Here is a 26259-nt window from a genome sequence, read left to right as displayed (position 1 = left end):
CTGTCACGCCTTCGGTCCTGGCGGAGATGATCCGTCTTGCCATTCCTCCCTCGCTTTAGCGGGGGAGGGGGACCGCCCGCGCAAGCGGGTGGTGGAGGGGGTGCTTCCGCGAGCGCTAAGTTGCGCGATGATGAGCCGCATCACCGCGTCGAAATCGCGAAGGACGTCATTGGCCCCTAGCCTCAGGGTCGCGATGCCTTGCTTGGTTAGCCACGCATCGCGCTGGGCGTCGCGGGCGGGGCGATCGCCGCGGGAATGGGCTTCTCCATCGACTTCGATGACGAGACGGGCCTTGCTACAGTAAAAATCGAGGATGTACGGGTCTGCGGGCACCTGCTTCCGGATCCGAAGTGGCAGTTTGCGAAGCTCTCGCCAGAGCAGGATTTCAGGCAGCGTAAGATTTCGTCTCAGCGCTTTTGCATCGGAGAGATTCTTTTTCGAACCGCTGAGCTTCACCCTGCCCTCCCCCTCCGTCAGCTTCGCTGCAACCTCCCCTGGCGGAGGAGGAATGGGTCAGGTCCCGCCGCGGCCCAGGTGCCCCCCTCACTTCTTCCGCGGCAGGACCGCCAGCGTCCAGTCCTTCTCCGGCACCAGATATTTCGCTGCCGTGGCCTGCAACACCTGCGGCGTCACCTCGCCGAAGTCGCGGCCCAGGCGGCGGACCGCGTCGATGCGGCGTTCGTCGTAGGTGCCGCCCGACATTTCGCGCAGCCAGAACAGGCTGCTCGTCGCGGCGCGGGCATAGCTCTGTTGCAGCGGACCCTTCACGCGCTCCAACTCGTCGGCCGTGACCGGGGTCTTGGCCAGATCCGCGGCGATCTTGCGGGCGAGGCTGAAGAACAGCGGCACATTGGCGGGCGCGACCTGACTCACCGCCATCAGGCGGCCGCCGCCGGGCAGGCCCCGGGGCCAGCTGCTCGCGACGCCGGGGCTGTAGCTCGCGCCCTCGGCCTGGCGCATCTGTTCGAACAGGCGGTCGCTGAACACCTGCGCCAGCACGTCCAGCCGCCGCGCCTCGGCGATGTCGGCCAGGCCCGCGCCCGTCGGCCAGGCGATGACTGCGCTCGCCTGATTGTCCGGGCCGTTGTGATAGCGCAGCACGGGGCTCGCGACATGCGCGGGGAAGCGCACCGGCGGCGGCGCGGTCGAGCTGTCCACACGCGGCGGCAGCGCGCCGAAGCTCTTGGCCACCGCGGCGATCGCCTCGTCGGCATTGATCTGGCCGAACACGTCGACCTCGATCGGGCCGCTGGCGAGCAGCGGCGCCCAGAACGCCTTGAACTGCTCCGGCGTCAGCGACGACACCGTCTTCGCACTCGGCGTCAGCCAGCGCTGGTCGCCGTCGTGCAGCAGCCCTTCGAGGTCGCGCGACAGCACGCCGTCCGCCGACGAATCATAGCCGGGGATCGCAGTCAGCGCCGACGACTTCGCCCGCGCGACCGGTGCCGCATCCCAGCGGGGATAGGCGAGCTTTGCCGCCGTCAGCGTCAGTTCGTCGGCATAATCCTTGGGACTGCTCAGCGTCGCGATCGAAAAGGCATCGTCGTCGATCCCGAAATCGAGGCCCAATTGCCGCCCCGCCGTCAACTGGTCGAGGTCGTCCTGGCTGAGGTTGCCGATCCCGCTTTCCATCAGCGCAAGGTCACCCGCCCAGGCGGGGCTCGGCTTGCTCGCGGGCAGCGCGTTATAGCCGCGCCCGAAGCGCACGCGCACGAACACGCGCCCCGTATCGTCGGGATTGGCGAAGGTCAGCAACCGTACGCCGTTCGAAAACACCACCTTTTCCGATGGCAGCCCGGCGATCTGCGTCCGTGACACGACCGTGCCGGGCTTACCGAGCGCGGGCAGCTTGCTGAAATCGACCGCCGCCTGCGCCGCGCGCTTGATGGTGAGCGTCGACACGTCGGCCTTCAGCGCCGCCGCCAGCTTTTCCGCCGCGCCCTTTTCCGCAGTCCGCGTGTTGACCAGCGCGCGCGTCGCGACGCCGGCGAAGATCTTCTTCGTCGAGGCGAGCACGTCGGCCGGATTGAACATGCCCTTCGCCTTGGCGTCGGTCAGGATCGCATAGCTGTTGGCGGGCGCGGTCACGGTTTCGCGGATGTCGAGCGCGCCGGCCATGTCGTCGGCCTGCTTGGCGCTCGCCTCCACCTGTGCGGTCTCCACGCCGTTGCGGATCGCGACTTCGTAATCGGCATATTCGCGGTCGATCTCGGCCTGCGTCGGCGCGGTCTTCTGCGCATCGGCGATCACCGCGCGCACGTCCTTCAGCGCCTGTTCCCACTGATCGCCGACGGGAAGAATCATGACGGTCGTCATGTTCGCCGAGCGCGACCGGTCGTCGAGGTCGACGCCCGCCTGCACGAAGCTGGCGCCGGCACGCGCGCGCCGCTCCAGCCGCCGGCTGATCACCCGTGCGGCGATCGTGTCGACCATCCGCTTCTGATTGAAGATCTTGGTATCGTCATTGTACTGCCACGGCCGCACGACACCCATCATGACGAGCGGCGGCAGGCCCGGTTCGACCATCACTGCAGAGGTGGGTTCGTTGGGCGACGGCTTGCCGAAATCGGGCGTCGGCGTCGCCGGGCCATTGCCCTTCCAGTCGGCGAAATGCTGCGTCACCATCCGGCCCAGCAGTGCCGGATCCATGTCGCCCGAAATGATGACGACCGCGTTTTCGGGCCGATACCAGCGATCGTGGAACGCCTTCACGCTCGCGCCATTCGCCGCCTCCAAGGTCTGGAGCGTCCCGATCGGCGAACGTTCGGCGAGCGGCTGGCCGGCGAAGAACAATTTGCTCATCGCTTCCTGCAATTTCACCTGCGGCCCAGGCTGTTCGCGGCGCTCGGCCAGCACGATCGGCCGTTCGGCGGAGACCGCCGCATCGGTCAGCGTCGGCTGCTCCATCATGCCCGACAGGATCTTCAGGCTTTCATCGACCGTCTGCTCGGTCGCCGACGGCAGGTCGAGCTTGTAGAGCGTCTGCGTCGGCGTAGTCGAGGCATTGCTGTCCGACCCGAAGGTCGCACCGAACCGCTGCCACACGCGCTTCGCCTCGCCATCGGGCACATATTCCGATCCGCGGAACGACAGATGCTCGATGAAGTGCGCGAAGCCGCGCTCGCTGTCCGTCTCGTTCAGCGACCCCGCATCGATGCGCACGCGGATCGACACCTGGCCCGGCGGCACCCCGTTCTTGCGCACCGCATAGCGCAAGCCGTTGGGCAGGGTGCCGAACACCCAGGCCGGATCGTGCGGCAGGTCGCTGCCCTTATAGAGCCAGGCGGTCGGATCGACCTTGACCGCGGGGGCCGCCTGACCCGCCACTGCGGAGCGGGGCGCCTTGACCTGGGCGATGCCGCCGGTGGCCAGAGCAAGGACGAGTACGGGCGCGAATGCGCGGGAAAGATACGCCATGGCCCCTGCTGTAGCGTGGCACGACGGGCGCCGCCAGCGAGGACGCCATCTCGCCGCACACTCCATCTTTCGGTCATGATTTGGCCCCGGTATGCCGATACCCAAGCCCCGCAAAACAATCAGGATGAGCGGCGCATACGGCATCATGGCCGGGCGTACGCCAGGATGACGACGGCAGGGGCATGACGATCGCGACGACCAGGACGGCATCGGCAATGTGGCGGGATTCGGGCGCGCTGGCCCCGACGCCCCCGCAGTCGCCCACCCTGGCACCGTCGCCCGAGCCGCAGGGGCCGTCGCGCGGCCTCGACATCCCTGCCGGCCTGCGCCGGCGCATCGATCGCGTCATCGCCGCTTCCTCGCTCGTCGCCACCGGCCCGGTGCTCGACATGCGCGAATTTGCCTGGACCGCCCTGCTCCGCGATCACTGGCGCACAATCCGCGACGAGGCCGTGACCGCGCTGTCGGGCGGCCCCCAGCCGGCCGGTCGGGTGCTGACGCTGTGGAGCCGCAACGGCGACACCCCCGCCCCCTGTCCGCAGACCCACCGCATCGTCTCGACCATCCCCGGCCTCGACAGCGCCGCACTCGCGATTCTGCCGCCGGGCGCGCATCACGCGATCCGGCGCGGCGCCACCAAGAGGCTGATCACCTGTCACCTCGGCCTCGTCGTACCGCGCGACGGCGACGTCCGCATGCGCGTCGGCGATCGCGTGGTGCGCTGGTCGGAGGGTGAGACGTTGGTGTTCGACGACACCTATGATCACGAGGTGTGGAACGAGGCGAGCGGCACCCGCATCGTCCTGCGCATCCGCTTCGACCGCCCGCTGCGCAACCCCGGCAAATGGGTCGCCGACCGCGTCCGGCGCCTGCCGGGTTTGCGGAGCGCGGACGAGGCGTAACGCGCGCCACTACAGGCCGCTCCTACAATCCAACCCTCCACTCCCGTCACCCCGGACTTGATCCGGGGTCCCGCTTTACCCGATGGGGAAGAAGAAGCGGGACCCCGGCTCAAGGCCGGGGTGACGGATCGTCGATTGGCCGCCCACTAATCGCCTCACCCGATCACACCCTTCGCGATTAAGCGTTATCCCGATCAGACGGACTGCGATATCCCATGGCAACAGCATCGCTGCGGCGGCGTTCATGCCCGCAGCGGACGTAGCGTTTTGAGGGAGAGCAGGACATGGACGCGATCACCGAAGGCAGCCCACTCAGCGACCCGAACAAGAAGCCCGCGGCCCTGCGAAGCCTGCTGGGCCGCACCTCGCGCGACTGGTGGCCCGAGGCGCTGTCGGTCGACATCCTTCACCAGAAGGGCGTCAGCGGCAATCCGATGGGCGACGACTTCGACTATCGCTCCGAATTCCTGACGCTCGATTACGACCAGTTGAAGCGCGATCTCACCGCGCTGATGACCGACAGCCAGCCCTGGTGGCCGGCCGACTATGGTCACTATGGCCCCTTCTTCATCCGCATGGCCTGGCACTCCGCCGGCACCTATCGCACCGGCGACGGCCGCGGTGGCTCGTCGGCGGGCCAGCAGCGCTTCGCCCCGCTCAACTCGTGGCCCGATAACGGCAACCTCGACAAGGCGCGCCGCCTGCTGTGGCCGATCAAGCAGAAGTACGGCCGTAAGCTAAGCTGGGCGGACCTGTTCATCCTGGCGGGCAACGTCGCGATCGAATCGATGGGCGGCCCGACCTTCGGCTTCTCCGGTGGACGCGAGGACGTGTTCGAGCCCGAGAAGGACGTCTATTGGGGCACCGAAGAGGAATGGCTCGGCCAGACCCGTATCGAGGAGCAGGAGGGCCGCGCGCTCGAAAACCCGCTCGCCGCGATCCAGATGGGCCTCATCTACGTCAATCCCGAAGGTCCGGGCGGCTGCCCGATGCCACAGGGCTCGGCGCGCGACATGCGTGAGACCTTCGCCCGCATGGGCATGAACGACGAGGAGACCGTCGCCCTCACCGCCGGTGGCCACACGTTCGGCAAGGCGCATGGCGCGGGCGATCCGAAGCTCGTCGGCGTCGAGCCGGAAGGCGCCGACATCGCCTCGCAGGGCCTCGGCTGGGCCTCGACGCACGAAAGCGGCATGGGTGATCACACGATCACCAGCGGCATCGAAGGCGCGTGGACGCCGACGCCGACGACATGGGACATGAGCTATTTCGACATGCTCTTCGACCATGAGTATGAGCTGACCAAGAGCCCCGCCGGCGCGCATCAATGGCACCCTGTCGGCGATCCCGACGAGACGCTCGCCCCAGCGGCGCACACCGCCGGCAAGCGCGTGCCGACGATGATGACCACCGCCGACATGGCGCTGAAGGTGGATCCGTCGTACAATGCGATCTGCCAGAAATTCCGCGCCGACCCGGCATACTTTGCCGACGTCTGGGCGCGCGCCTGGTACAAGCTGACGCACCGCGACATGGGGCCGAAGATCCGCCTGATCGGCCCGGAAGTGCCGCAGGAAGAGCTGATCTGGCAGGACCCGATCCCGGTTGCCGACTATCCGCAGATCGATGGCGGCGACGTCGCCGATCTGAAGAGCGCGATCGCTGATTCCGGCCTGTCGGTCGCCGAACTGGTGACGACCGCCTGGGCGTCGGCGGCGACGTGGCGCGGGTCGGACCATCGCGGCGGCGCCAATGGCGGCCGCATCCGTCTCGCTCCGCAGAAAGATTGGGAGGTCAACAATCCGGAGCAGCTCGCCAAGGTGCTTAACGTCTACGACGGCATCAAGGCGGACTTCGACGGCAAGGGTGACAAGAAGGTCTCGATCGCCGACCTGATCGTACTCGGCGGTTCGGTGGGGATCGAGGCGGCGGCCAAGGCCGCGGGCCATGCGATCGAGGTGCCCTTCACCCCCGGCCGTACCGACGCCAGCGCCGAACAGACCGACGCGGAAAGCTTCGACGTGCTGGAGCCCAAGGCCGACGCCTTCCGCAACTATCTGCAGGTCAAGTATAACGTGCCGACCGAGGAGCTGATGATCGACCGCGCCCAGCTGCTCGGCCTGTCGGCGCCGGAAATGGCGGTGCTGGTCGCGGGCCTCCGCGTCCTCGGCGCCAACCATCCCAAGGCGGAGAAGCACGGCGTCTTCACCGACCGTCCGGGCCAGCTGACCAACGACTTCTTCGTCAACCTGCTCGACATGGGCACCGCGTGGAAGCAGGTCAGCGACGACAGCGACGAGGAGTTCGTCGGCACCGATCGCCACACGCACGAGCAGAAGTGGACCGCCTCGCGCACCGACCTGGTGTTCGGCTCCAACTCGCAGCTGCGTGCAATCGCCGAAGTCTATGCGTGCAGCGATGCCGCGCCGATGTTCGCCGATCACTTCGTGAAGGCGTGGACGAAGGTGATGAACGCCGATCGCTACGATCTGCTGGTCGGCTCGCCGGCCTGAGGCATACGGTTCGTCCCGGCTATTGGAGGGAGCGACCCTTCCGGCCGGGATGACGGGCCGCCGACGCGATCCCCTCTCGCGTCGGCGGTCTTTTTATTTGGGCGCCCGCCATCGACCCGTCATTGCGAGCGGAGCGAAGCAATCCAGAGCCGGACCAGGACGCCCTGGATTGCTTTGCTCCGCTCGCAATGACGGAAAGCCGGTCACCACCGCATCGATGAACCGCACACGCCCCTTCCCCGCCGGCGCCGCGCCCCCTATCCTAGCCCCATGCTGAAGCACGTCCTGCGCGTCGCCGCGCTCATCGCCGTCATCGCCGTGGCGGTCGTCGTCTATCTCGCCTGGCCGGATACGGCGAAGCTGTCGGTCGATCAGGTCGCCGGCAAGCGCCCCGACATCACCGAACCGCGCGACCAGACGCTGCCCACCGTCAAGGTGGCCGACGTCGTCGGCTGGCAGGGCAACGAAACGCCCACCCCCGCCGCCGGCCTGGCGGTGAAAGCCTTCGCGCGCGGCCTCGACCATCCGCGCTGGCTGTATCGCCTGCCCAACGGCGACGTGCTGGTCGCCGAAACCAATTCGCCGCCCCGCAAGGGCGGCGGCATCGAGGCCTGGGTCATGGGCCGCCTGCTCAACAAGGCGGGTGCCGGCGTGCCGTCTGCCAACCGCATCACCTTGCTGCGCGACGCGAACGGCGATGGCGTTGCCGAAGAACGCCATGTCTTCATGACCGGCCTCAACTCGCCGACCGGCATGGCGCTGCTGGACGGCCAGCTCTACATTGCCAACACCGACGCGCTCGTCCGCGTGCCCTATGCCGACGGCGCGACGCAGATCACCGCCAAGCCCGAACTGGTCGTCAAGCTGAACGGCGGCGGCAACCATTGGGCGCGCACGCTGATCGCCGCGCCGGACGGCAAGACGCTGTTCGTCGGCGTCGGCTCGGCCTCAAACATCGCCGAAAAGGGGCTGGAGGCGGAGAAATTCCGCGCCAACATCCTACAAGTCTATCCCGAACAGAAGACCTTCCGCATCTATGCCAGCGGCCTGCGCAACCCGCAGGGCATGGCGATCAGCCCGTACAACCAGCAGATCTGGACCGTCGTCAACGAACGCGACATGCTCGGCTCCGACCTCGCGCCCGATTACCTGACGCAGGTCGAGCTCGGCGACCAGTTCGGCTGGCCGTGGTTCTACTGGGGTGGCTATCCCGACAACCGCGTCGAGCCGCAGCGCCCCGACCTGCAGCAATATTCGAAGCGCCCCGATTACGCGCTCGGGCCGCACGTCGCTGCACTGGGCCTCGCCTTCGCCAATGGCATGAAGCTGGGCGACCGCTACGCGCAGGGCGCGCTGATCGGTGAGCACGGCTCGTGGAACCGCAAGCCCGTGTCGGGCTACAAGGTCGTCTTCGTGCCCTTCGCCGCGCGCGGCTTCCCGGCCGACGGCGCCAAGCCGCAGGACGTGCTGACCGGCTTCCTCAACGCCGACGGCAAAGCGCGCGGCCGCCCCGTCGGCCTCGAATCGGACCGCACCGGCGCGCTGCTGGTCGCCGACGACGTCGGCAATACGATCTGGCGCGTGGCGGCCAAGTAAGGCCCCACCCGCCCCAGATCTCCTGTCACCCCGGACTGGTTCCGGGGTCCACTTCTCAGCGCGGGGACGGCCAAAGGCTCCAGCCGCACCGTCCCAGCCTGATACGTCATTGCTAGCGGAGAGAAGCAATCCAGGGCGTCCTGGTCCGGCTCTGGATTGCTTCGCTACGCTCGCAATGACAGCCGCGGTCTGACCCACCATTAGCGCTGTCGAACAAACACCGCGCCGAACCGGGTCGCGCGCCCCGAGCCTATTTCCCCGCGTTGGTAAACTTCACCGCCGTGCCCGTGGCATTCGTCTTGCCCCAGCTGATCGCGGTGACGTGCGCCTCGCCATATTTGGCGTTGATCACCGCGTCGGCGCCCATCTTCTTCGCCCGCTCCCACAGCTCGCGATAGATTTTTGCCTCGGACGACGACTTGCTGAACACCGTCGCCTTGCGCACCCCGGCCTTCACCTCGCCGATCACCTGATAGGGCCGGTCCGTGATATCGCCGGCAAAGACGGGCACACCCGCCTCCGGATTGACGAGCGGTGCCTTCGCTTCCTGTGCAGCGGCACCCCCAGCGCACCCGAGCAGTGCAGCGCACAGCGCCAAGCGGACAATCATCATGAAACCCCTCCCGGTTCGCCACGCGCCCGATACGCGCGGTCTCCCGAACCTGCCCAAGTTCCCGTGCCGAATCCAGCGCCTGCCGCCACCCCGGCTGCGGGCCAAACATTCGCCCTCGCGATATCGCTACCAACCGCCTACAGGCGGCCTCCTATGGCCCTGCTCGACCCGCCCTCACCCGATCGCCCGCAACCGGACGCCAGCCAGGCGCCCGCGATCGACACGGCGGAGCATCTCGCCACGGTGATGGCGCATATGCGCCACGGCATGCTAGTCTATGGCGCGGATGAGCGGATCCTGCTCATCAATACGCAGGTCGGCGCGACCTTCGGTTTGACCGAGGGCGAGTTGCCCGCCGGTACGATGCTCGCCGACTATCTCGCGCAAATCGGCCAGGCGGTAGGATGGTCGGACGATCGCGTCGCCCGCGTGCTCGACAATCACCGCCAGTGGCAACGGCAGGGCCAGCGGCAGCGGCTCGACCATCATTTCGAGAACGGCCAGATTTTCGAAATCACCTTTACGCCCATCGCGAACGGCGGCGCGGTGCTGACCTACGTCGACGTCACGCACGAACGCTCGATGGAGCGCGTCGTCGAGGAGCGCGAGGCGCTGACCCGCCGCGCGCATGCCATGCTCGCCACGGTGACGAAGATTGCCGCCGACACCCGCATCCTGGCGTTCAATGCACGGATCGAAGCGGCCCGGCTCGGCGATCAGGGCCGCGGCTTCGCGGTCCTCGCCGACGAGGTGCGCGAATTGTCGCGGCAGACGTCCGACGTCCTGCTCGAAATCGCCCAGGTCAACGAAGCGTCGCTCAATCTCGCCTAGGCTTGGGCAAGGGCGCTACAGACCACGTCCTGCTACAATCGTAACAATCGCTCGGTGCGTGGGATTATCGGGAAAGTTTGAGCAGGCTTTTCGGCCTCTTCGGAACGAATGGTGGAGCCGAGGGGGATCGAACCCCTGACCTCTGCAATGCCATTGCAGCGCTCTCCCAGCTGAGCTACGGCCCCATCGTTCCGGGAGGCGCCCCACTAACCGGGGCGCCCTGGCATGGCAAGCGCCGATTTGCGCCTGCCATGCACTTATCCACAATTATGTTTGAAATTCGCGGAAGAGCGAATTTCGCGGCGGTGCCGGCCCGCTTCCCCACCCGACCACCCATCAAGGATACTCGGTGGGCGGCCGGGTGGGGGAGCGGGCCGGCACCGCGAAACGCGCCTCAGCGCGTTTCAGAACTTAATGATCGTCGTCTTCGGTCGGCGCTTCCACGCCCAGATCGTCGTCGCCGCCGAGGTCCACCTCGTCGTCGGCCGAGGGTTCTTCCTCCTCGCCCAGCGCTTCCAGATCCTCGTCCTCACCCTCGAGATCGCTGTCCGCTTCCTTCGAATCGGGCTTGATCTGCTCGAACGGCAGCGGCTGCTTCGACTTCAGGATCGGCTCCGGATTCCACGTCGTGCCGCAGTTGATGCAGGTGACGGGATCGTCCTTTTCGAGGTCGTAGAAGCGCGTCGCGCATTTCGGGCACGTACGCTTCGTGCCCCATTCCGGCTTGACCATGCCGTCTGATACCTTTCGGAAATGGGTTTCGCGAGCCAAAGGTCGCCCTTGGCCCGAGGTGGAGCGCGCCTTGCCATAGCGCAAGGGGACTGTCAAAGCCCGCGGCCAGCCATGTCGAACGCCTCCCCTCCCCGCCCGCTCTCCATCGCCGCCGCAGGGCCCCTGCGCGGCACCGTCACCGTGCCCGGCGACAAGTCGATCAGCCACCGCTCGCTGATGTTCTCCAGCCTCGCCGTCGGCGAAAGCCGCATCCAGGGCCTGTTGGAGGGCGAAGACGTGCTCGCCACCGCCGCCGCGATGCGCGCGATGGGCGCGCAGATCGATCGCAGCGACGACGGCATCTGGACCGTCCACGGCGTCGGCGTCGGCGGGCTGCTCCAGCCGCAGACCGCACTCGACATGGGCAATTCGGGCACGTCGACCCGGCTGCTGATGGGCCTGGTCGCCAGCCATCCGATCACCGCGACGTTCGTCGGGGATGCCAGCCTGTCGAAGCGGCCGATGGCGCGGGTGACCGAACCGCTCAGCGCCATGGGCGCCGACTTCACGACCAGCCCGGGCGCGCGCCTGCCGCTCACCATGCGCGGCGCCTGCCCGGCGGTCCCGATCACCTATACGCTGCCCGTCGCCTCGGCGCAGGTGAAGTCGGCGGTGCTGCTCGCCGGCCTCAACACCCCCGGCATCACCCGCGTCATCGAGCCGGTGCCAACGCGCGACCATAGCGAGCGCATGCTGCGCGGCTTCGGGGCGGAGCTGACCGTCGAGGAGACGCCCGACGGCAAGCTGATCGCGATCCACGGCGAGGCGGAAATGAGGCCGCAGGACATCACCGTCCCCGGCGATCCCTCGTCGGCCGGCTTCTGGATGGTCGCGGCGTCGATCGTGCCGGGATCGGACGTGACGATCCGCAACGTGCTGATGAACCCGACGCGCACCGGCCTGCTCACCGCGCTGCGCCTGATGGGCGCGTCGATCGACGAGGTCGACGGGCGCGAGATCGGCGGCGAGCGCGTCGCCGATCTGCGCGTCCGCCACGCGAGCCTGTCGGCGATCGAGGTGCCTGCCGATCTCGCCCCCAGCATGATCGACGAATATCCCATTTTGTTCGTCGCCGCCGCCTTCGCGAAAGGCACGACGATCGCGCGCGGCGCCCATGAATTGCGCGTCAAGGAATCGGATCGCATCGCCGCCATGGCCGCCGCGCTCGGCCTCGCCGGCGTGCGCCTGACCGAACATGACGACGGCCTGTCGATCGAAGGCCGCGACGGCGAGCCCCTGCCCGGCACCGGCAGCGACCGCGTCGCCTCGCTGCTCGACCATCGCATCGCGATGAGCATGGCGGTCGCCGGCATGCACAGCAGCCGCCCCGTCCGCATCGACGACGCAGCGCCGATCGCAACCAGCTACCCGCTGTTCGTCGATACCGCGACCCGCCTCGGCGCCGCCCCGCAATGGCTCAACGCATGATCATCGCCGTCGACGGACCCGCCGCGAGCGGCAAGGGCACGATCGCCAAGGCGCTCGCCCGCCATTACGGCCTGCCGCATCTCGACACCGGCCTGCTTTACCGCGCGGTCGCGCTGACCGTGCAGCGGATGGAGCTGGACCCGGCGATCGAGGCCGACGCTGTCGCCGCCTGCAACTTCGACGAAAGCCTGCTCGACGATCCCGCGCTGCGCCAGGATGCGATCGGCCAGCTCGCCTCGATCGTCTCGGCGCATCCGCTCGTCCGCGCCGCGTTGCTCCAGCGCCAGAAGCGCTTCGCCCGCCAGCCCGGTGGCGCAGTGCTCGACGGCCGCGACATCGGCACCGTCATCGCCCCCGATGCCGACGCCAAATTGTTCGTGAAGGCCACCCCCCAGGTCCGCGCCCAACGTCGCCACCGCGAATTGCAGGGGCACGGCAGCGACGTCGCCTACGAACAGGTCCTGTCCGACATCCGCGCCCGCGACGCCCGCGACAGCGCCCGCTCCACCGCACCGCTGACGATGGCCGCCGACGCTGCCTTGCTGGATACGAGCACGCTCACCATCGAGGCGAGCGTGGCAAAGGCGATCGCCCTGGTCGAGGCGCGGCGGGCCGGCCGGGCATAATGCCCCGCCGATCCGCCGCGCGCCCGCTCAGAATTCGAAGTGCAGGCTGGCGACGACCGTACGCCCATTGCCGAAGTTGACCCAGCCGCCATCCCGGATCCGTGCCGCCGTCCCGACATTGCTGTAATAGCGCGTGTCGAGCAGGTTGGTGACGTTGATCTGCAGGTACGTCTTGGGCAGGCCGGCCCAGTCCAGCTTCGCCTGCGCATCCAGGTCGAGCAGCGTATACCCCGCCGAAATGGCGTCATTCTCGTCGGTGATGAAGCGATCGCCGACGTGCTTGGCCGACGCCCCCATCACGACGGACGGCAGCGTCACCTGCGCGCGGCCGCCATATTGCCAGTTCGGCGTGTCGACCAGCGACTTGCCCTTGGTGGCGATCAGCACTGCGCCCGTCGCGGCGTTCAGGATATTCTCCTTCAGCTCGGCCTTCAGGTACGATCCGAAGCCGTACAGCGACAGCCAGCGCGTCGGGTTGACGATCAGCGTCGCGTCGATCCCCTTGCTGTCGACCCGGCCGACGTTGCGGCTGGCGCTGATCGTGCCGCCGCCGTCCAGCGGCACCGTCGTACTGACGATGCGGTTGTCGTAGCGGATGTACCAGCCGCCGAGCTGTGCCTGCACGATGCCGCGCGAATAGCGCAGGCCCGCATCGTAGGAGTCCGTGCGCTCGGGCACCGCCTCCTGATCCTTCAGCGAGATGACCTTGTCGTCATAGGCGTAGATGTCCGTGGTCGGCGCCGAGAAGCCGCGATTGTAGCTCGCGTACAGGCTCGTCGTCGGCGTCATCTGCCAGACCAGGCCGGCATTGGGCAGAAAGGCGTGATATTCGCGGATGCGCCCCACGTACGGCGCGCCGAAGCCGGCACTGCGGCTGTCCGCCGCGACCTGCTGCGCGCTCTGCGAGGTGCAATAGGCCTCGCTGCCGCTGCCCGGGATCGTGTAGCAGGCGTTGCTCATGTTGCGGCGGAAGAAGGCCGCGCGCAGGCCCAGCGTGATCGACAGGTCGTCCGAGAAGGGTCGGCCGCGATATTCGCCCGATAGCTGGTGCAGGATCGAATAGGTCAGCCGGTTGCGCTTGTTCAGCACGCTGCCCGCCGCATCGCGCACCGCGACCGACCCGTCGCGCCCGCCGAAATCGGCGGTCGGATAGCCGTTGACGCCCAGATACGCCGCCTCGCCCGTCTGCGCCGTCCGGGCGCGATCCCAGGTATAGGCAAGGCGCAGCAGGTTGGCGGCGTCGACGTCGTACCGCAGGCCCGCGATCGCGATCAGCCGATGCGTCTGCGTGTTGGAAGGGTAGAAGACGCGGACATAGTCGAGCATGTCGCCATCGCCGTTCAGGTCGCGCCCCGCCGCAATGCCTGCACCGATGCGGCCGATCTGGTTGCGCGACACGCCGCGCGCGCCGGCATTGGCGTCGCTCTCGGCAAACACGGTCGAGCCGCCGCCATTGGCCATCGTGTAGCTATAGCCGCCATCCAGCGTGAAGGTCAGGCGATCGGACAGCGTGAACAGGCTGTTGAAGCGCGCATTGCCGGTATCGACCGGGTTGATCCCGACCTGACGCGTATTGGTGCAGAGCGACCGGTCGTCCTGCACCGTCCCGTTGCCGGGCGTCGCGGAGGCGAGCGTGCAGTCCGGCGTGTTGGTGAACGTCGTCGCCGCGCCCATCACGCGGTCATATTGCGCGCGGGTCAGGTCGACGCGCACCGGCGTCGCGCTGCTCGCCGTGGAGATCGGCAGCACGCCGCCCAGAATCGTATTGACCGTGGCGACCGACGGCCCGCCGAAGCCCATGTTTCGATGCTGGTAGAAGAAGCCGGCCAGCGACAGGAAATCCTTGCCCGACCCCAGCGGCTGATAGATGCGCGCATTGTACTGGCTCTTGCGCACGACCGAATAGGGATAGAGTGCGTAGCTCTGGTGGCTTGCCGAGACCCAGGCCCGCGTACCGCTGGCATTGAGGTCGCCGGTGTTGATGAGGCCGAACACGCGGTTCATGTTGCCGCGGCCATGCGAATAGACCGCGGTCGCGCTCACCTGTTCGGTCGGCATGATCGTGCGATAGTTGACCGTCCCACCAGAGGCGCTGGCGGTGGGCGTATCGACGTCGGTCGACCCGAAGCTGACGTTGACCGTCTGCACCAGTTCGGGATCGATCTGCTGGCTCGAATAGATGGCATAGTTGCCGGCATCGTTCAGCGGCAGGCCATCGAAGCTGAAGGCGATGCGCGATGCATCGAATCCGCGGATGCGGATACCGCCGCCGTTGCCGCCATAAGGATCGCCCGCGACGTAATTAACGCCGGGCACCATGTTGATCGCGTTGAAGATCGACTGCCCCGGAACGGTATGTTCGATATAGTCCCGCGTCACGATCGCACGCGCCTTGGGCGCATCGACGATCTCGATCCCCGCGGTCGGCAGCTTCTTGCCCGACACGATGATGTCCTCGCCGGCCTTGTCCTCGGCAGCGATCGTTCCGGCAGTTTGCGCCAGCACCAGTTGCGGTGCGACGAGCATCAGGCACGCGCCACCGACCCCGGCGACGCGGATGAATTTGGATGTCATGATGTTCCCCAGACGACCTTATTGGCCTGCTGGGTCCATTATGGACTGTTTACGACGGGACAGTTACACAGCCGCAAATTGGCGGCGATTATACGACATCCGCGACTGCGCCGCCCGCGACAGCGCCCGCTCCGCCGCCCCGCTTACGATGGCCGCCGATGCCGCACTGCTCGCTACGAGCGCGCTCACGATCAAGGCGAGCGTCGCAAAGGCGATCGCGCTGGTGGAGGCGCGGCGGGCGACTAGGTTCGAATGACGCACCCTTTCGCGACAAACACCCCACCCGCCAAGCCAGACGGCTCTCCGCAATTAAACCGCCCCACTCCTTTTTTGACTATATACAGGTGCTCTGATGGACGATTACGCAGCGTAATTCAGCCCCAAGCCAACTTGGGGCCGCGCCGTAGTCGGCCGATGGTAGCGTTTCTGCATGATCTAGAATAATCGCTTGATGATGTGTCACTTGCGGCTAGCATCGTCGACATGAAAAGACGATTCACTCTATTCGTTGACGAAAGTGGTGACAGCGGAATCGATCTCGTTCGATCGCCCACCACGTCCAGAGGCGCTTCCCCATATATGACTATGGGAGCTGCGCTTTTTCCTGATGACAGTCTCGAAAGCATTCGACAAACGTTAGATCGCGTGGCGATTGACGTAGGAAAGAAGGATCTTCACTGCTCCAAATTAGAGCATTATCAGAAGATATTTTTCATTCGAGAAATTGCCGCACACCGCAAAAAGTTATTTGGTATCATATCCCGCAAAGAAACGCTCGGGGATTACAAAACCAGCATCAGCAGCAATAATAAATTTTATTACAACAAATGTGCCCAATATCTTCTATAGAGGGTGGGTTGGTTTATGGAGAAAAACGATATACCTCCAGAAAACTTGACCATTATTTTCGAGAAGGGAAATTTCGACTACGATAAATTGCGCTCTTTTCTACGGGTATGTCAGCGCAACCCCAAGCACCCAATGACTTCAAAACTAAAAAATATTGCGATTAGCAATCTTTCCGCAAAATCAAAGAGTGAAGACTCCGCTCTTCAGGTCGCGGATTTGGTCGCCCACGCGCTTTATAAATGCGTCGACCATCAAGACAAAAATCATTTCATTTCTGAGCCACGGTATCTACGAGAACTAGGACCACATTTTTTCGGCAACCCCGAGAGCGGAAAAGTCTCAGGAGCAGGTCTTTACCTTGTTCACAGCGCTAGCGACCTCAACTTAGACAAGGACGTCGAAGAGGTGATCAGCAATATGGTGGCGACCCCTCCCACAAGCTAGTCCAAGCGTAAACGTATATGGCGTTCGTGCAGATCGGCATAGCAGACAACTGCCCTACACACCCCGTTTCTGCTACACCCCCTCCATGACCCGCCCGCCCCTCGCCCCGCCGATCCCGGCCGGGCGCTGCGGGCCCCTGGTTTCCGACGATAACGTATCGTCCACTTCGTCCACTTCCGCGGGCCCTCGCGCCCCCGAACGGCGATTCGCGACCATCCCGCCACGCCCCTGCCGCGCCTTGCCAAAAGCCCGCATTTCCCCTATGGCGCGCCGGTCCGGCGAGCAGGTGTTCGGCGGGGGACGGCGCGACCGCTTGGCGGACCGCGCCCTTTTCGCATTCAGCGCATCGCATTCCTCCCGCTGCACGCCCGCCCGATGGATGCCGCGACCGGCATGGGGTCGCCGCGGCGTTTTCAGCCAAGACCAGCGGACCCAACCGCTTGGCCGGAAACATAAAAACTCGAGGACACTCTAACCCTATGGCTACCCAGCCCCAACCCACCCGCGACGATTTCGCCGCGATGCTCGATGACATGTTCGGCGGTGCCGACAGCTTCGAGGGCCGTGTCGTTCACGGCACCGTCACCGCGATCGAAAACGACATGGCCGTCATCGACGTCGGTCTGAAGTCGGAAGGCCGCGTGCCGCTGCGCGAATTCGCCGCACCGGGCCAGAAGGCCGATCTGAAGGTCGGTGACGAAGTCGAAGTCTATGTCGACCGCGTCGAGAACATGCATGGCGAAGCGATGCTCAGCCGCGACCGCGCCCGCCGCGAAGCCGCCTGGGACAAGCTGGAGCTCGAATTCAGCAAGACCGCCCGCGTCGAGGGCGTGATCTTCGGCCGCGTCAAGGGCGGCTTCACCGTCGACCTGTCGGGTGCCGTGGCGTTCCTGCCGGGTTCGCAGGTCGATATCCGCCCCGTCCGCGACGTCACCCCGCTGATGGACATCCCGCAGCCGTTCCAGATCCTGAAGATGGACCGCAAGCGCGGCAACATCGTCGTGTCGCGTCGCGCCGTGCTGGAAGAAACCCGCGCCGAGCAGCGTTCGGGCCTGATCCAGAGCCTGGCGGAAGGCCAGATCATCGACGGCGTCGTCAAGAACATCACCGATTACGGTGCGTTCGTTGACCTGGGCGGCATCGACGGCCTGCTGCACGTCACCGACCTGTCGTACAAGCGCGTCAATCATCCGTCGGAGATGATCGCGATCGGCGACACCGTGAAGGTGCAGATCATCCGCATCAACAAGGACACGCAGCGCATCAGCCTCGGCATGAAGCAGCTCGAGTCCGATCCGTGGGATGGCGCGAGCGCGAAGTATCCGGTCGGCGCCAAGCTGTCGGGCCGCGTCACGAACATCACCGAATATGGTGCGTTCGTCGAGCTGGAGCCGGGCATCGAAGGCCTGGTCCACGTCAGCGAAATGTCCTGGACCAAGAAGAACGTCCACCCGGGCAAGATCGTCTCGACCTCGCAGGAAGTCGATGTCGTGGTGCTCGAGGTCGACGAGGACAAGCGTCGCATCAGCCTCGGCCTCAAGCAGGCGCAGAACAATCCGTGGGAAGCGTTCGCCGCTGCCCATCCGATCGGTTCGACCGTCGAGGGCGAAGTGAAGAACGCGACCGAGTTCGGCCTGTTCATCGGCCTGGACAACGACGTCGACGGCATGGTCCACATGTCGGATATCGCCTGGGGCGTGTCGGGTGAGGATGCCCTCAACCTGCACCGCAAGGGCGAGACCGTTCAGGCGATCGTTCTGGACATCGACGCCGAGAAGGAGCGCATCAGCCTCGGCATGAAGCAGCTCGAGCGCGGCGGCCCGGCGGCCGGCGGCATCGCGGCAGCGGGCGACCGTCTGAACAAGAACGCGATCGTCACCGTCACCGTCCTCGAAGTCCGCGATGCGGGCCTCGAAGTGCAGCAGGGCGACGATGGCGCGACCGGCTTCATCAAGCGCACCGATCTCGGCCGCGACCGTGACGAACAGCGTCCGGAGCGTTTCCAGGTCGGCCAGAAGTTCGACGCGATGGTCACCGGCTTCGATCGTTCGAAGAAGCCCACCTTCTCGATCAAGGCGATGCAGATCGCCGAAGAGAAGCAGGCGGTTGCTCAGTACGGCTCGTCCGACTCGGGCGCGACGCTCGGCAACATTCTGGGCGAGGCGCTGAAGGCCCGCTCGGACGCCGAAAAGAAGTAAGTAACACTTACCCATGTGTCAGGTCGGGGCAGAAATGTCCTGACCTGACATATTTTTCATTGGATCGGTTTCGCTGCGGCCCTATACGTCTTGGGCATTGATCTTCATCAATCTCCGCAACCTGGCGCCGGGGGGAGCCCGTACCGTGATCCGATCTGAACTCGTTCAAAAACTCTGCGATCTCAACCCCGAGCTGACGAGCCACGACGTCGAGGCGATCGTCACCACCTTCTTCGACGAGATCACGCTGCGGCTTGCCGCGAACGGCCGCGTCGAACTGCGTGGCTTCGGTGCCTTTTCGACCCGCGCTCGCGAAGCCCGCGTCGGTCGCAACCCGCGCACCGGCGAAACCGTCGATGTCGACGCCAAGCGCGTCCCCTATTTCAAGCCCGGCAAGGAAATGCGCGCCCGTCTGAACGTGTGACGCGGGGCATTGCCACGTCGTCCGGCGGACTATCTTCGGTCCGCACGGCAATGAAATACCGGTCGTGACTTGACGCCCGCACCCACGTGCGCTTGTCGTGCCCATGTGTGCGGACGTGGCGAAACCGGTAGACGCAGCCGACTTAAAATCGGCTTCCTATGGAGTGCGGGTTCGAGTCCCGCCGTCCGCACCATTGCTTTTGCGCTGGCGTTGACTGCGGCGCTCGCCGGTTGCGACCGGCGCCCCGATTCGGGGCCGGTCGTCGCCAGTGCGATCGGCACCGCACCCCGGCTCGCCGATCCCAGCCGAACGTTACCCAATACGCCGACCCGGCTGCTGCTCGATGCGACGGCAGAGGGGCTGGTGCGGTTCGATGCCAGCGGCCAGATCGAACCGGGGCTCGCCGAACGCTGGATCGTCATCGATCAGGGCACCAGCTACATCTTCCGCCTCCGCGACGCCCAATGGCCCGATGGCAGCGCGGTGACCGCCGACCAGGTCGTCGCGCAGCTACGGCGCCAGATCGCCCCCGGCTCGCGCAACCCCCTTGCCCCCTTCCTGACGGCGATCGACGAGATCGTCACGATGACGCCGCAGGTCATCGAAGTGCGACTGCTGCGCCCTCGCCCCGATCTGCTCAAACTGTTCGCCCAGCCCGAACTCGCGTTGTGGCGCAGCGGCGGGATCGGCAGTGCGGGCGGCGCAGGGCCGATGCGGATCGCCAGCGCCGCCCATCATAGCCTGCTGCTCCGCCCGGCGTTCGACCGGACGCGCGCCGATCCCGAGGATCACCGCACGACCCGCCCCGAAGACGACGTGCGGCTGATCGGCGAACGTGCGGCACGCGCCATCGTCCGCTTCGTCGCTCGCGATTCGGATTACGTCACCGGCGGCACCTTCGCCGACTGGCCGCTGCTCGGCGTCGCACAGGTCGCGCCCGCCAATCTCCGCCTCGACCCTGCCGTCGGCCTGTTCGGCTTCGCCATCGCGTCCCGCGACGGCTTCCTCGCCGATCCCGGCAATCGCGCGGCGCTGAACGGCGCGATCGATCGCGCTGCGGTGACGGCGGCGGTGATGCCGGGGTGGGAGACGGCCGAGCGCATCCTGCCAGAGTCGCTCGACTCCGGCGCGCCACCCGCCATACCAGGCTGGGCGCTGCTGTCTCCCGAGCAGCGGATCGCGGACGCCCAAGCGCGCGTCGCCGCGTTCGGTGCGCCCGTGCGGTTGCGGATCGCCCTGCCGCCGGGTCCCGGCGCGACCTTACTCTATGGCCAGATGGCCGCGGCGCTCTACGCGATCGGGATCACGCCGGAACGCGTCGCGCTGACCGCACCTGCCGAATTGCGCCTCGTCGATCAGGTAGCCCCCTATGACAGCGCGCGCTGGTACCTCGCCACCGCCTGCGCGGCGTGCGGCGACGAGGCCCGTGCTGCATTGATCGCCGCGCGCGATGCGCCGACGATGGCCGACCGCGCACGGCTGATCGGCCTGGCCGATGCGGCGCTGGCGGTCGACACCGCGTTCATCCCGATCGCGCGTCCGCTGCGCTGGTCGCTGGTCGCGCTGCGGCTGAGGCAGTGGCGCCCGAACACGCGGGCCTGGCACCCGTTGAACCGGCTGCGCGACGACACCAATTAAGCGGCATGGCACAGACCACGCCCCGCCGGCCCCGTCCCATGGACATGCGTCCGCTGATCGCAACGCTACCGACCGGGCGCGACCCCGCCTCGGTCCGCATCCGCTTAGAAGCGATGGAGCGCGTGATGGAGGGGCTGTTCACGCTGCCCGGCACCAATCGCAAAGTCGGCATGGACGTGCTGCTCGACCTGGTGCCCGTCGTCGGAACGACGATCGCGGCGCTGGTCGGGTCTTGGCTGGTGTGGGAAGCGCGCAACCTCGGCATGTCGAAGCTTCAGATGGCGCGGATGTTCGGCAATGTCGGGATCGACTGGGCGCTGGGCCTCATCCCCTTCGTCGGTGCGGTGCCCGACTTTTTCTTCCGATCGAACACGCGCAACCTGCGGATCATCCGCAAGCATCTCGACCGCCATCACCCGGCGACGGCGACGATCATCGGCTGACCGCCGGGCCGGTGCGTACCGGCCCGGACGGCGAAGGAATCAGCGCATGCCGCGCCAGATCTTCACGCTGGCATTGGGCGCCAACCCGCCCTGATGCGCCGGACACCGTTGATAGCGGAACGTCTTGTCGAGGCAGAGCCAGATCTCGTCCAGCCAGCCGCGCCGGTTCGCGGTGATCCGCATCATGTCGGCGGTGAGGCCCGGATTGGCGTCGGCCATCGCCTGCGCCAACTTGCCCGCCGTCAGCGTGCCGCGGGACAAGGCGTTCATGTCGGGATAGCGCAGCTTGGCGTAGAGGCCGGTGGACTGCGCGAAATAGCGCTCCGGCGTGTAGCCCGACATGCAGGTGCCGTGCTTCGACCATTCGTGCTGGAGCAGCTGCGCCGACGGCGTCGAGCAGATGTTCTGCTGGATCACCTGTCGCGACAGCAGCGGCGTCGCCTGGCAATATTGCGGCCAGTCCTTGCCCACGCCATCCGGCCACAGGCCGTGCAGCGTGAAGCCGAAGCGATTGCCGCTACCGCATTGGAAACGGGCAGAGGCATCGCGCGCATGCTCGTGGCAAAATTGCGGGGCCCAAGTGATCGCCAGCGTATAGCCGCCGATCGGAAGCAACCGCTGCGGCTGGCGGGCGTCGGCCAGATCGGGGCGCGGCCGATCGATCTGGGTCGGGGCCGAGCAGCGATAGCTTTGCGCCTGTGCCGCGGCCGGCAGCGCGATCGCCGTGGCGGCGAGCAGAAGCCGGCCGATCATACGCGCGGCGCCTCGACATCGTCGGGGTCGCGCCCCTCGCCCAGCCATTCCTTGGCGTCCAGCTTGAACAGCATCACCGCGGCGGCGATGTAGAGGATGTTGGCCACGAGGCCGAGCACGACCTGTAAGGTGACCGGGACACGCCCCATGGCCAGCATGAACAGTGCCGAGGCAATGCCGAACGCGCCAAGAGCAGCAAAGACGACCTGGATCCACTTGGCGACGACGCTGGGCCGGCGGACGATGAAGAACCAGAGCAGTACGGCGATCAGCAGGCCGATCAGCTGCGTCACCGGCACGATCCAGCTGGCGCCCGCCAGCACCGGATTGGCGGCAATCAGCGCCTGTGAGGTCTTCCAGTTGAGGGCGGTGTTGATCAGGCCGAGGATGACCGAGGCCCAGTAGAATTGTTCGAAACGCGCGATCGACGGTGGTTTGATCATGGGTGCCCCCAAGCAGAACAGATGCGCGGCAGCCTAGCCGCGCAGCAGCGCCGCGCAAGCCGCCTCGATCACAGCAGCGCGAAATCGAGGCCGATATCCGCCGCCGGCGCCGACTGGGTCAACCGCCCAACCGAAATGTAGGTCACGCCCGTTTCCGCGATCGCCTCAATCGTGTCGAGGCGCACGCCGCCCGACGCCTCGGTCGGCACCCGTCCGCCGATCATTGCCACTGCTTGGCGCAACGTATCAGGGTCCATATTGTCAAGCAGCAGATGCGTCGCGCCGCCGTCGAGCGCAGGCGCAATCTGGTCGAGCGAGTCGACCTCGACGATGATCCGCTCGATCCCGGCTGCGACCGCACGCTGAACCGCCGCGGCGATGCCACCCGCGACCGCGACGTGATTGTCCTTGATCATCGCCGCATCCCACAGGCCCATGCGATGGTTCTGCGCCCCGCCGACGCGCGTGGCGTATTTTTCGAGCCGGCGCAGTCCAGGGATCGTCTTGCGCGTATCGAGCAGGGTCGCGCCCGTACCCGCGATCGCATCGACGTACTGACAGGTCAGCGTGGCGATGCCGGACAGATGCTGGACGGTGTTGAGCGCCGAGCGTTCGGCGGTCAGCATCGCGCGCGCCGATCCCTCGATCCGCATCAAGTCTGTGCCGGCCGGCACACGATCGCCATCGGCCGCGAGCGGCGTGATCACCGCCTGCGGATCGAGCGCGTGAAAAAAGCCCTCCGCCAAGCCCAGGCCCGCGACCACAATCGGCTCGCGCGTGTCCATCACACCGGCGAAGCGCGCCTCCGCCGGGATTACCGCGGCAGAGGTAATATCGCCCGCCTCCCCCAGATCCTCCGCCAAGGTGGCGGCGATAAAGACGTCGGTATCGAAGCCGTCCAGACGGAAGCGCATGACTGGATCATCCTATTGAGACGCCGGAAGGGAAAAAGCGGCTATCAGGTGTCACGGGAACGGGAGGGGGATATATGACCGACGGTGCTGACGAGGCCGAATTGCGCCGACTGCTCACCGCTGCACTCGAACTGGCCGATGCGATGGGGCTGACGATGGTGGCGATCCACCTCGACGCCGCGCGCGACCTGCTCGGCGCGTCGACCCCGACATCGTCGCGCTAACGCGTCAGTCCCCCGTGACGGGGACCGGCGCCACCGGTGCCGGCCCCAGGTCGCCCTTGCCGACACTGGTCGAGGCGAGCGCCAGCATGGCATCCAGGCTCTTCTTCGCCTTGATGCGCAGCCCTTCCTCGATTTCGATGCGCGGCGTGAGATCGCGCAAAGCGATGTAAAGCTTTTCCAGCGTGTTGAGCGCCATGTACGGACAGATGTTGCAGTTGCAATTGCCGTCCGCGCCCGGTGCACCGATGAAGCGCTTGGTCGGCATTGCCTTTTCCATCTGGTGGATGATGTGCGGCTCGGTCGCGACGATCAGCGTGTCGCCGGGCATCGCATTGGCATATTCCAGGATCCCACGCGTCGAGCCGACGTAATCGGCGTGATCCAGGATCACCGCCGGGCATTCGGGATGCGCCGCGACGGGGGCGCCGGGATATTGCGCCTTCAGCTTCAGCAGCTCGGTTTCGCTGAACGCCTCGTGCACGATGCACACGCCCGGCCACAGCAACAACTCGCGCCCGGTCTTGCGCTGGAGGTAGCCGCCGAGATTGCGGTCGGGGCCGAAGATGATCTTCTGATCGCGCGGCAGCTGCGCGAGAATCGTTTCCGCGGACGAGGAGGTGACGATGATGTCGCTGAGCGCCTTCACCTCGGTCGAACAGTTGATGTAGGTGAGCGCGATGTGATCGGGATGTGCGGCGCGGAAGGCGGCGAATTGTTCGGGCGGGCAGCTGTCTTCCAGGCTGCATCCGGCGTCCATATCAGGCAGCACGACCGTCTTGTCGGGGCTGAGGATCTTCGCGGTTTCGGCCATGAAGCGCACGCCGCAAAAGGCGATGACGTCGGCATCGGTCGCCTGCGCCTTGCGGCTGAGATCCAGGCTGTCACCGACGAAATCGGCAAGGTCCTGCAACTCGGGCTTCTGATAGTAATGCGCGAGGATGACGGCGTTGCGCTCCTTGCGGAGGCGGTCGATCTCGGCGCGCAGGTCCAGCCCTGCCAGATTGGTCGTCAGTTCCATGACACCCCCGTTAGGCGATACCCGCGCCGGGCTCAACGCCGCGCCTCACTCGGCGTTGCCGAGAACTTCCTGCAACGACCGGCTGGTGTCCCAACGCTCTCCCGCAGGCGTCGGATCGTCGGCGAAGCGCACCTTCACCTGCGCGTCGATACCGGCAGCGCGCAGTGGCATGGCGAAGCTGGTCTCCACTGCCCGGCGCGTCGCATCGCGGGCGAGCTTCATCGGTGCGGCGTCGCGCGCCTGCCGCACCAGCTCCGCCTGCCCGGCCCGCCGGTTGGCCGTATCGAGCCGCGCCTCGGCATCGGTGACGTGCGACAGGATGCCGCCGCTGCCATATTCGCGCAGCTGCGCCAGATCGATCTGCGGCCCATCGATCTCCACCGGCGGCAGGCGCACCGACAGTGTCTTGGTGCCGGCGTCCCAAATGACGTCGGAGGGCGTCAGCTTGGCGAGGTCCACTTCGTAGCGGACGGTGCCCGGCATGATCAGCGTCTTTTCGGTCGAGAGGCCAAGCTGCGACTGGCGCGAGGTGGAGACGGCGACGAAGCGCGCGGCAAAGGCCGACAGCCGGTTCTGCTCGCGCAATCCCTGCAGGCTGGCGCTGGCGACCGTGGTGGGATCGGGCGCGAGCCGCCGTTCCACATAGCGCTGGATCGCCCACAGGCCGAGCAGCACGGCGAGCCCCAGCAGGACGATGACGCCAGCGGCCTTGCCCAGGAACGATCCGATCGATCCGCGAGCCGGCGTCGGTGCCGGATCGATCACGCGCGGATCCGCCATGTGTCTCCCTCCTCCTCCACCAGTGCGCGACGGCGCAGGTCGTACAGATGCGCGAGCACCGATCGCTCCGCCGCGCCGAGCAGCCGCGGGTCGAGCCCGACGTACATACGCGCGGTCATCGCTGGGATGGCCATCGGGGCTTCGCGGAGCAGGCGCAGGATTTGCCCCTCGCGCTGCTTGCGATGGCCGAGCATGCCGCGCACCAGCCGCTGCGGCGTCTCCACCGCCTCGCCATGGCCAGGATAATAGACGCGATCGTCGCGGCCGAGCAGCTTGTCGAGGCTCGCCATGTAGTCGCCCATGTCGCCATCGGGCGGCGAGACGACGCTGGTCGCCCAACCCATCACATGGTCGCCCGAAAACAATGCGCCGCTTTCGGCCAGCGCATAGGCGAAATGGTTGGATGTGTGGCCGGGCGTCGCGATGGCTTGCAGCGTCCAGCCCTCTCCACTGACAGTGTCGCCCTCATCCAACACGCGATCAGGTGCGTAATCGGCGTCGAAGGCGGCATCCAGACGAAGGGTGTCATCCGCGACATGGTGCGCGCGCGGACCGACGATCGGTGCGCCGGTGGTGGCGGCAAGCGGTCGGCTGGCGGGGCTGTGATCGCGGTGGTGATGCGTGATGACGATCGCCGTCACGGGCCGGCCGGCGATGACGTTTAGCAGAGCGGCGATATGCGCGGGATCGTCGGGACCGGGATCGATGATCGCGAGATCGGTGGTTCCGACGACGTGCGTCTGCGTGCCACTATAGGTGTAGGGCGAGGCGTTGGGCGCGAGCACGCGCGTCACGAGCGGCTCGAGCTGGATCGGGATTCCGGTCGGATGCGCGGGCATTGTCCATCGATGTGGCGTGCG

Annotated in this window: 25 protein-coding genes and 2 tRNA genes; 15 read left to right on the top strand and 12 right to left on the bottom strand. The window is 66.4% G+C overall.

The window, feature by feature from the left end; all coding sequences use genetic code 11:
* Positions 1-3: 3 nt before the first annotated feature.
* Both ACGVWT_RS11665 and ACGVWT_RS11660 read right to left on the bottom strand, forming a co-directional pair.
* The gene (locus ACGVWT_RS11665; protein WP_315462017.1) at positions 4-456 is read right to left on the bottom strand and encodes an endonuclease domain-containing protein; all 453 of its coding nucleotides are present in this window, start codon (positions 454-456) and stop codon (positions 4-6) included.
* An 87-nt stretch (positions 457-543) separates the two neighbouring features.
* A complete protein-coding gene (locus tag ACGVWT_RS11660) occupies positions 544-3417 on the bottom strand; it encodes a pitrilysin family protein (protein WP_315462016.1) in 2874 nt (957 codons plus the stop codon).
* A gap of 182 nt (positions 3418-3599) precedes the next feature.
* Here ACGVWT_RS11660 and ACGVWT_RS11655 point away from each other — a divergent pair, with 182 nt between their 5' ends.
* The 3 genes from ACGVWT_RS11655 to ACGVWT_RS11645 all read left to right on the top strand — a co-directional run bounded on the left by ACGVWT_RS11655 (position 3600) and on the right by ACGVWT_RS11645 (position 8428).
* A complete protein-coding gene (locus tag ACGVWT_RS11655; RefSeq protein ID WP_315462015.1) occupies positions 3600-4319 on the top strand; it encodes an aspartyl/asparaginyl beta-hydroxylase domain-containing protein in 720 nt (239 codons plus the stop codon).
* 284 nt (positions 4320-4603) lie between these two features.
* Positions 4604-6832, top strand: coding sequence for a catalase/peroxidase HPI (gene katG / locus ACGVWT_RS11650; RefSeq protein WP_315462014.1), 2229 nt, complete (start codon positions 4604-4606; stop codon positions 6830-6832).
* A 270-nt stretch (positions 6833-7102) separates the two neighbouring features.
* Positions 7103-8428 carry a sorbosone dehydrogenase family protein gene (locus ACGVWT_RS11645; protein ID WP_315462013.1) on the top strand — a complete coding sequence of 442 codons (1326 nt, stop codon included), beginning with the start codon at positions 7103-7105 and terminating at the stop codon, positions 8426-8428.
* Positions 8429-8678: 250 nt separating this feature from the next.
* Here the strand turns inward: ACGVWT_RS11645 and ACGVWT_RS11640 are convergent, their stop codons facing one another.
* Positions 8679-9041, bottom strand: a complete 363-nt coding sequence (locus ACGVWT_RS11640; RefSeq protein WP_315462012.1) for a heavy metal-binding domain-containing protein — start codon at positions 9039-9041, stop codon at positions 8679-8681.
* Positions 9042-9194: 153 nt separating this feature from the next.
* On the opposite strand from ACGVWT_RS11640, the gene ACGVWT_RS11635 reads away from it, so the two are divergent.
* Positions 9195-9872, top strand: coding sequence for a methyl-accepting chemotaxis protein (locus ACGVWT_RS11635; protein WP_315462011.1), 678 nt, complete (start codon positions 9195-9197; stop codon positions 9870-9872).
* Between the two features lie 109 nt (positions 9873-9981).
* Here ACGVWT_RS11635 and ACGVWT_RS11630 read toward each other — a convergent pair.
* Positions 9982-10057: transfer RNA gene (locus ACGVWT_RS11630), tRNA-Ala, on the bottom strand.
* A gap of 226 nt (positions 10058-10283) precedes the next feature.
* Positions 10284-10604 (bottom strand): TIGR02300 family protein, encoded by a 321-nt coding sequence (locus ACGVWT_RS11625; RefSeq protein ID WP_017978348.1) that lies wholly within the window; start codon positions 10602-10604, stop codon positions 10284-10286.
* Between the two features lie 111 nt (positions 10605-10715).
* Here ACGVWT_RS11625 and aroA point away from each other — a divergent pair, with 111 nt between their 5' ends.
* Positions 10716-12071 carry a 3-phosphoshikimate 1-carboxyvinyltransferase gene (gene aroA, locus ACGVWT_RS11620; protein ID WP_315462010.1) on the top strand — a complete coding sequence of 452 codons (1356 nt, stop codon included), beginning with the start codon at positions 10716-10718 and terminating at the stop codon, positions 12069-12071.
* Positions 12068-12697, top strand: coding sequence for a (d)CMP kinase (gene cmk, locus ACGVWT_RS11615; protein WP_315462009.1), 630 nt, complete (start codon positions 12068-12070; stop codon positions 12695-12697). Before aroA ends, cmk begins: the two co-directional genes overlap by 4 nt.
* Positions 12698-12724: 27 nt before the next feature.
* On the opposite strand, the gene ACGVWT_RS11610 is transcribed toward cmk, so the two are convergent.
* On the bottom strand, positions 12725-15271 hold the full coding sequence (locus ACGVWT_RS11610; protein ID WP_315462008.1) for a TonB-dependent receptor: 2547 nt from the start codon (positions 15269-15271) through the stop codon (positions 12725-12727).
* 40 nt (positions 15272-15311) lie between these two features.
* On the opposite strand from ACGVWT_RS11610, the gene ACGVWT_RS11605 reads away from it, so the two are divergent.
* The 8 genes from ACGVWT_RS11605 (at position 15312) to ACGVWT_RS11570 (ending at position 21267) form a co-directional block, all read left to right on the top strand.
* Positions 15312-15527 carry a hypothetical protein gene (locus ACGVWT_RS11605; RefSeq protein WP_394426454.1) on the top strand — a complete coding sequence of 72 codons (216 nt, stop codon included), beginning with the start codon at positions 15312-15314 and terminating at the stop codon, positions 15525-15527.
* A 227-nt stretch (positions 15528-15754) separates the two neighbouring features.
* On the top strand, positions 15755-16120 hold the full coding sequence (locus tag ACGVWT_RS11600) for a DUF3800 domain-containing protein (protein ID WP_315462007.1): 366 nt from the start codon (positions 15755-15757) through the stop codon (positions 16118-16120).
* Between the two features lie 15 nt (positions 16121-16135).
* Positions 16136-16564, top strand: coding sequence for a hypothetical protein (locus ACGVWT_RS11595; RefSeq protein ID WP_315462006.1), 429 nt, complete (start codon positions 16136-16138; stop codon positions 16562-16564).
* A gap of 479 nt (positions 16565-17043) precedes the next feature.
* On the top strand, positions 17044-18762 hold the full coding sequence (rpsA, locus tag ACGVWT_RS11590) for a 30S ribosomal protein S1 (RefSeq protein ID WP_020486448.1): 1719 nt from the start codon (positions 17044-17046) through the stop codon (positions 18760-18762).
* A gap of 145 nt (positions 18763-18907) precedes the next feature.
* Complete coding sequence (locus ACGVWT_RS11585) at positions 18908-19186, top strand: integration host factor subunit beta (RefSeq protein ID WP_207771662.1); 279 nt, start codon at positions 18908-18910, stop codon at positions 19184-19186.
* 109 nt (positions 19187-19295) lie between these two features.
* Positions 19296-19379, top strand: a tRNA-Leu gene (locus ACGVWT_RS11580).
* Positions 19380-19396: 17 nt separating this feature from the next.
* Positions 19397-20824, top strand: coding sequence for an ABC transporter substrate-binding protein (locus tag ACGVWT_RS11575; RefSeq protein WP_315462005.1), 1428 nt, complete (start codon positions 19397-19399; stop codon positions 20822-20824).
* A 38-nt stretch (positions 20825-20862) separates the two neighbouring features.
* Complete coding sequence (locus tag ACGVWT_RS11570; RefSeq protein WP_116460854.1) at positions 20863-21267, top strand: DUF4112 domain-containing protein; 405 nt, start codon at positions 20863-20865, stop codon at positions 21265-21267.
* 39 nt (positions 21268-21306) lie between these two features.
* Here the strand turns inward: ACGVWT_RS11570 and ACGVWT_RS11565 are convergent, their stop codons facing one another.
* From ACGVWT_RS11565 to nadC, 3 genes are all read right to left on the bottom strand, one after another.
* Positions 21307-22020, bottom strand: coding sequence for a ribonuclease T2 (locus ACGVWT_RS11565; protein ID WP_315462004.1), 714 nt, complete (start codon positions 22018-22020; stop codon positions 21307-21309).
* Positions 22017-22463: a hypothetical protein gene (locus ACGVWT_RS11560; protein WP_315462003.1), complete on the bottom strand. Its 447-nt coding sequence runs from the start codon at positions 22461-22463 to the stop codon at positions 22017-22019. The genes ACGVWT_RS11565 and ACGVWT_RS11560 overlap by 4 nt, the downstream gene beginning before the upstream one ends.
* Before the next feature lie 68 nt (positions 22464-22531).
* Positions 22532-23377 carry a carboxylating nicotinate-nucleotide diphosphorylase gene (gene nadC / locus ACGVWT_RS11555; RefSeq protein ID WP_315462002.1) on the bottom strand — a complete coding sequence of 282 codons (846 nt, stop codon included), beginning with the start codon at positions 23375-23377 and terminating at the stop codon, positions 22532-22534.
* A gap of 74 nt (positions 23378-23451) precedes the next feature.
* On the opposite strand from nadC, the gene ACGVWT_RS11550 reads away from it, so the two are divergent.
* Positions 23452-23601 carry a hypothetical protein gene (locus tag ACGVWT_RS11550; RefSeq protein WP_315462001.1) on the top strand — a complete coding sequence of 50 codons (150 nt, stop codon included), beginning with the start codon at positions 23452-23454 and terminating at the stop codon, positions 23599-23601.
* A 4-nt stretch (positions 23602-23605) separates the two neighbouring features.
* Here ACGVWT_RS11550 and nadA read toward each other — a convergent pair whose 3' ends face one another.
* From nadA to ACGVWT_RS11535, 3 genes are read right to left on the bottom strand one after another with little or no spacing between them, the layout of a single operon-like run.
* On the bottom strand, positions 23606-24619 hold the full coding sequence (gene nadA, locus ACGVWT_RS11545; protein WP_017978336.1) for a quinolinate synthase NadA: 1014 nt from the start codon (positions 24617-24619) through the stop codon (positions 23606-23608).
* 45 nt (positions 24620-24664) lie between these two features.
* Positions 24665-25399 carry a DUF4230 domain-containing protein gene (locus ACGVWT_RS11540; protein WP_315462000.1) on the bottom strand — a complete coding sequence of 245 codons (735 nt, stop codon included), beginning with the start codon at positions 25397-25399 and terminating at the stop codon, positions 24665-24667.
* Positions 25381-26238 (bottom strand): MBL fold metallo-hydrolase, encoded by an 858-nt coding sequence (locus tag ACGVWT_RS11535; protein WP_315461999.1) that lies wholly within the window; start codon positions 26236-26238, stop codon positions 25381-25383. The genes ACGVWT_RS11540 and ACGVWT_RS11535 overlap by 19 nt, the downstream gene beginning before the upstream one ends.
* Between the last annotated feature and the right edge of the window lie 21 nt (positions 26239-26259).

Source organism: Sphingomonas sp. S6, assembly GCF_043498045.1.
Classification (GTDB): Bacteria; Pseudomonadota; Alphaproteobacteria; order Sphingomonadales; family Sphingomonadaceae; genus Sphingomonas.
The sequence above is the reverse complement of the archived record's forward strand: the minus strand, read 5'-3'. Positions and strand labels throughout refer to the sequence as shown.

What these genes read in the sequence shown, in the direction of transcription:
- ACGVWT_RS11550 (WP_315462001.1), top strand. Translation starts at nt 23,452, where the DNA reads ATGACCGACGGTGCTGACGAGGCCGAATTGCGCCGACTGCTCACCGCT.
- ACGVWT_RS11600 (WP_315462007.1), top strand. Translation starts at nt 15,755, where the DNA reads ATGAAAAGACGATTCACTCTATTCGTTGACGAAAGTGGTGACAGCGGA.
- ACGVWT_RS11565 (WP_315462004.1), bottom strand. Translation starts at nt 22,020, where the DNA reads ATGATCGGCCGGCTTCTGCTCGCCGCCACGGCGATCGCGCTGCCGGCC.
- nadA (WP_017978336.1), bottom strand. Translation starts at nt 24,619, where the DNA reads ATGGAACTGACGACCAATCTGGCAGGGCTGGACCTGCGCGCCGAGATC.
- ACGVWT_RS11605 (WP_394426454.1), top strand. Translation starts at nt 15,312, where the DNA reads ATGGACTGTTTACGACGGGACAGTTACACAGCCGCAAATTGGCGGCGA.
- ACGVWT_RS11595 (WP_315462006.1), top strand. Translation starts at nt 16,136, where the DNA reads ATGGAGAAAAACGATATACCTCCAGAAAACTTGACCATTATTTTCGAG.
- cmk (WP_315462009.1), top strand. Translation starts at nt 12,068, where the DNA reads ATGATCATCGCCGTCGACGGACCCGCCGCGAGCGGCAAGGGCACGATC.
- ACGVWT_RS11635 (WP_315462011.1), top strand. Translation starts at nt 9,195, where the DNA reads ATGGCCCTGCTCGACCCGCCCTCACCCGATCGCCCGCAACCGGACGCC.
- nadC (WP_315462002.1), bottom strand. Translation starts at nt 23,377, where the DNA reads ATGCGCTTCCGTCTGGACGGCTTCGATACCGACGTCTTTATCGCCGCC.
- ACGVWT_RS11640 (WP_315462012.1), bottom strand. Translation starts at nt 9,041, where the DNA reads ATGATGATTGTCCGCTTGGCGCTGTGCGCTGCACTGCTCGGGTGCGCT.
- ACGVWT_RS11655 (WP_315462015.1), top strand. Translation starts at nt 3,600, where the DNA reads ATGACGATCGCGACGACCAGGACGGCATCGGCAATGTGGCGGGATTCG.
- ACGVWT_RS11625 (WP_017978348.1), bottom strand. Translation starts at nt 10,604, where the DNA reads ATGGTCAAGCCGGAATGGGGCACGAAGCGTACGTGCCCGAAATGCGCG.
- ACGVWT_RS11535 (WP_315461999.1), bottom strand. Translation starts at nt 26,238, where the DNA reads ATGCCCGCGCATCCGACCGGAATCCCGATCCAGCTCGAGCCGCTCGTG.
- ACGVWT_RS11610 (WP_315462008.1), bottom strand. Translation starts at nt 15,271, where the DNA reads ATGACATCCAAATTCATCCGCGTCGCCGGGGTCGGTGGCGCGTGCCTG.
- ACGVWT_RS11570 (WP_116460854.1), top strand. Translation starts at nt 20,863, where the DNA reads ATGGACATGCGTCCGCTGATCGCAACGCTACCGACCGGGCGCGACCCC.
- ACGVWT_RS11645 (WP_315462013.1), top strand. Translation starts at nt 7,103, where the DNA reads ATGCTGAAGCACGTCCTGCGCGTCGCCGCGCTCATCGCCGTCATCGCC.
- katG (WP_315462014.1), top strand. Translation starts at nt 4,604, where the DNA reads ATGGACGCGATCACCGAAGGCAGCCCACTCAGCGACCCGAACAAGAAG.
- ACGVWT_RS11660 (WP_315462016.1), bottom strand. Translation starts at nt 3,417, where the DNA reads ATGGCGTATCTTTCCCGCGCATTCGCGCCCGTACTCGTCCTTGCTCTG.
- ACGVWT_RS11540 (WP_315462000.1), bottom strand. Translation starts at nt 25,399, where the DNA reads ATGGCGGATCCGCGCGTGATCGATCCGGCACCGACGCCGGCTCGCGGA.
- ACGVWT_RS11560 (WP_315462003.1), bottom strand. Translation starts at nt 22,463, where the DNA reads ATGATCAAACCACCGTCGATCGCGCGTTTCGAACAATTCTACTGGGCC.
- aroA (WP_315462010.1), top strand. Translation starts at nt 10,716, where the DNA reads ATGTCGAACGCCTCCCCTCCCCGCCCGCTCTCCATCGCCGCCGCAGGG.
- rpsA (WP_020486448.1), top strand. Translation starts at nt 17,044, where the DNA reads ATGGCTACCCAGCCCCAACCCACCCGCGACGATTTCGCCGCGATGCTC.